This window comes from uncultured Nostoc sp. (genome assembly GCF_964245575.1).
Lineage (GTDB): Bacteria > Cyanobacteriota > Cyanobacteriia > Cyanobacteriales > Nostocaceae > Nostoc.
This window is the reverse complement of the sequence record NZ_CAXTNP010000492.1, coordinates 1-3,143: the sequence shown is the minus strand read 5'-3', so window position 1 is coordinate 3,143 and position 3,143 is coordinate 1. Positions and strand designations below refer to the sequence as shown.

Annotated in this window: 6 protein-coding genes; 3 read left to right on the top strand and 3 right to left on the bottom strand. The window is 41.4% G+C overall.

Going from position 1 to position 3,143, the window contains the following annotated elements; all coding sequences use genetic code 11:
- Positions 1-323 precede the first annotated feature (323 nt).
- The 3 genes from apcA (at position 324) to ACFFAP_RS37480 (ending at position 1,793) form a co-directional block, all read left to right on the top strand.
- A complete protein-coding gene (gene apcA, locus ACFFAP_RS37490; protein ID WP_109007264.1) occupies positions 324-809 on the top strand; it encodes an allophycocyanin subunit alpha in 486 nt (161 codons plus the stop codon).
- Between the two features lie 65 nt (positions 810-874).
- Positions 875-1,363 (top strand): allophycocyanin subunit beta, encoded by a 489-nt coding sequence (gene apcB / locus ACFFAP_RS37485; protein ID WP_100899351.1) that lies wholly within the window; start codon positions 875-877, stop codon positions 1,361-1,363.
- A gap of 223 nt (positions 1,364-1,586) precedes the next feature.
- Positions 1,587-1,793 carry a phycobilisome linker polypeptide gene (locus tag ACFFAP_RS37480; protein ID WP_109007263.1) on the top strand — a complete coding sequence of 69 codons (207 nt, stop codon included), beginning with the start codon at positions 1,587-1,589 and terminating at the stop codon, positions 1,791-1,793.
- An 81-nt stretch (positions 1,794-1,874) separates the two neighbouring features.
- On the opposite strand, the gene ACFFAP_RS37475 is transcribed toward ACFFAP_RS37480, so the two are convergent.
- Genes ACFFAP_RS37475 through ACFFAP_RS37465 form a run of 3 tightly spaced genes read right to left on the bottom strand, consistent with a single transcriptional unit; the run spans position 1,875 to position 2,896 of the window.
- On the bottom strand, positions 1,875-2,345 hold the full coding sequence (locus ACFFAP_RS37475) for a hypothetical protein (protein ID WP_375515953.1): 471 nt from the start codon (positions 2,343-2,345) through the stop codon (positions 1,875-1,877).
- A complete protein-coding gene (locus ACFFAP_RS37470; RefSeq protein ID WP_375515952.1) occupies positions 2,345-2,626 on the bottom strand; it encodes a hypothetical protein in 282 nt (93 codons plus the stop codon). Before ACFFAP_RS37470 ends, ACFFAP_RS37475 begins: the two co-directional genes overlap by 1 nt.
- Positions 2,627-2,665: 39 nt before the next feature.
- A complete protein-coding gene (locus ACFFAP_RS37465; protein WP_375515951.1) occupies positions 2,666-2,896 on the bottom strand; it encodes a hypothetical protein in 231 nt (76 codons plus the stop codon).
- Positions 2,897-3,143: the final 247 nt, after the last annotated feature.

The window sequence follows — 3,143 nt, the reverse complement described above, 5'->3', positions numbered from 1 at the left end:
CCCTTCCCCCTGTCCCCTTCGTAACCTTTCGTAATATTGCTCTCAGATTACAGCTAAAATCGGAAATTCTGAAAAGCAATATTACAAAGTGTTAAGAGCAGTCATAAATGCTCAACATAATGCCGGAAAATGTTTTGCGGAAGGTAACTGAGTTTAAAAGCTTGTGTACTTGTGTTGACTCAAGAAAACTCGTAATTTATTAGCCGTAACAGTTATTAAACTGTTGTATCTAAAATAACGAGAAAACAAACTCAGTGAACCGAATTAAAGTCGCACCAGTTTAATCAAATCCTGGTTTCATTCGTATTTGGAGGAATCCATTAATGAGTATCGTCACGAAAGCTATCGTGAATGCTGACGCAGAAGCTCGCTACCTCAGCCCTGGTGAATTGGATCGGATCAAATCCTTTGTTGCTACTGGTGAGCGCCGTGTGCGGATTGCTCAAGTTTTGACAGAAAATCGCGAACGGCTGGTTAAGCAAGCTGGCGATCAACTGTTCCAAAAGCGTCCTGATGTTGTGTCTCCTGGTGGTAACGCTTACGGTCAAGAATTGACTGCTACTTGTCTGCGTGACCTAGATTATTACCTCCGCCTCGTTACCTACGGTATCGTTGCTGGTGATGTTACCCCCATCGAAGAAATTGGTGTTATCGGTGCCCGTGAACTGTACAAGTCCTTAGGAACTCCTATCGATGGTGTTGCTGAAGGTATCCGTGGGCTGAAGAATGTAGCTACTACATTGCTGTCTGGTGATGATGCTGCTGAAGCTGGTACTTACTTCGACTACTTAGTTGGTGCCCTGCTATAGGGTGATGCTGTTTCTCTGCCGAAACACAAGTATTGCAATACGGTTGGAAATAAGGAATTAACAACATGGCTCAAGACGCAATTACTGCTGTAATTAACTCCGCAGACGTTCAAGGTAAATACCTAGACTCTTCTGCTTTGCAAAAGCTAAAAGGCTACTTCGCTACTGGCGAACTGCGAGTCCGCGCTGCTAGCACCATCAGCGCTAACGCTGCTGCGATCGTTAAAGAAGCTGTAGCAAAATCTTTGCTATACTCTGACATTACCCGTCCCGGCGGCAACATGTACACCACCCGCCGCTATGCTGCTTGCATCCGTGATTTGGACTACTACCTCCGCTATGCCACCTACGCTATGTTGGCTGGCGATCCTTCCATTTTGGATGAGCGTGTATTAAATGGCTTGAAGGAAACCTACAACTCTTTAGGAGTTCCCGTTGGTGCTACCGTGCAAGCTATCCAAGCAATCAAGGAAGTAACCGCTAGCTTGGTTGGTTCTGATGCTGGTAAGGAAATGGGTGTTTACTTAGACTATATCTCTTCTGGCTTAAGCTAAGAATTAGTTTGCGCTTAAGAATTTAGGTGCGACTTTATTAAGGTCTGGAAATCAGCCGTGAGTGCTAGAACGTTATATTGCTTATCTTGGTAAATTATCACTGATGAGTGTTGGTGGTCTAGTATTGATGTTTGATTTCCAGCCTTTGAATGATTAAAAGATTTGCACTCAAGATTTTGAGATAAAAAAAGTTTTCACAAAATTTACAGGAGATTTTCAAAATATGGCCCGTTTTTTTAAAATTACCGCTCTAGTTCCCAGTCAAACCAGAATTCGTACCCAACGCGAACTCCAAAATACTTACTTCACTAAGCTAGTTCCCTATGAGAATTGGTTCCGTGAACAGCAACGCATTCAAAAAGCAGGTGGTACAATCATCAAGGTGGAACTAGCAACTGGCAAGCAAGGCGCTAATACTGGCTTGATTTAATTGCTGTAGATAAAACATTATTTTAGAGAATTGGTAAGAGGTCAGCAAAGACCTCTTTTTTGTGGCTATGATTTTTGAAAATCAAAAGTTAAACATATTTAAAAGGCGATAACCTTGAGTATAAAGTGGAACTGGAGCATCAGCATTCTGTCTATTCTTAGCCTGTTCAACAGTTTCATCAAACACAATTAGCGTTTCTTTCCCAACTTTTAGCCAGTCTTGATATGGCACACTCATATCTTTCTCAATACCACCAATATTAGGTGCTACCATTGCTCGGTAAGCTTCATTGAATTTTCTACGAAACTGGAAATCTACTGAAATTCTCAGACCTTCAGTTTTCCTTCTTACTGTTTGATGCAATCCACGGGCATCGTTAAAGTACATTGTGCCGTGTTGTAGTTGTGCTTCCGTGTAGGAGACAACCATCGGAATATCCCGACCTTGATCAAAGTCTGACATCACCTGCATAGCTTGTAGTTGCATCTCACGTGGCATTTCACCCGCTTCCATGCTTATATTATCGATGTCGCCAAATAGTGGCAGAACCACTACAGTTGCATCACCACACCTGCCCAGACATCGCTATGGCACTTTGAGCTAGCGAAGGGCAAACCCAACTTCTTTGCGTCAGTTTTACCGTAGACCATGCGGAGATTGACTGGTAAATCCACTGCATCAATCAGATCATTTGCTCCTAGTTGGTAGAAAGCCTCTGCAATGCTCTTTTGAAAAAGGTTAAATGCCAGAATGTGTTCTCGCTTGGGCATCAAAAGACCAGCGCCGGTGTAGTTCGACAAAGTATTTCTTGCTTCCAGTAGTCGTTCAAGCATTTCAGCTTCTGAAAGAATGATGGGACTATTCAGACATGCTCAAATATAACCCGCAGCAGCAATTCGGATTTGCTGGAATAATCCAGGCTTTAATGTGTGTTCAAACAGTAGTCGATACTGTCGCCTTGTAGCAATTTTATCAGCCAGCTCATCAAAGAGTCGATCGCCAAGCTGAGAAAATGCGTAGGCGTAGCCCGTCGTAGACATCGCACGTTCATATTGTAGGCGATCGCGCACTGATGATTCTACTAATAGTTCTTCTAACATCATGTATTCTAAGGTTATTCTAAATTGGCTAAATAAATCATGTATCCAAAGCCATTTCGTTTTTAAAACGAATCTTGCTATTACAAATTCACAATATTTTTATTTTTATACTTTGTAAAATATACTGTTTTCTTGTTTTTATTTCTCTTACTTATCTTTATTATAAGAGTGAATTTTAACTTTATTACTAAAGCATAGATGAAGCTGAAGCTTAAAAGCCAAATTATCTATATATGAAATTGCTATTAAC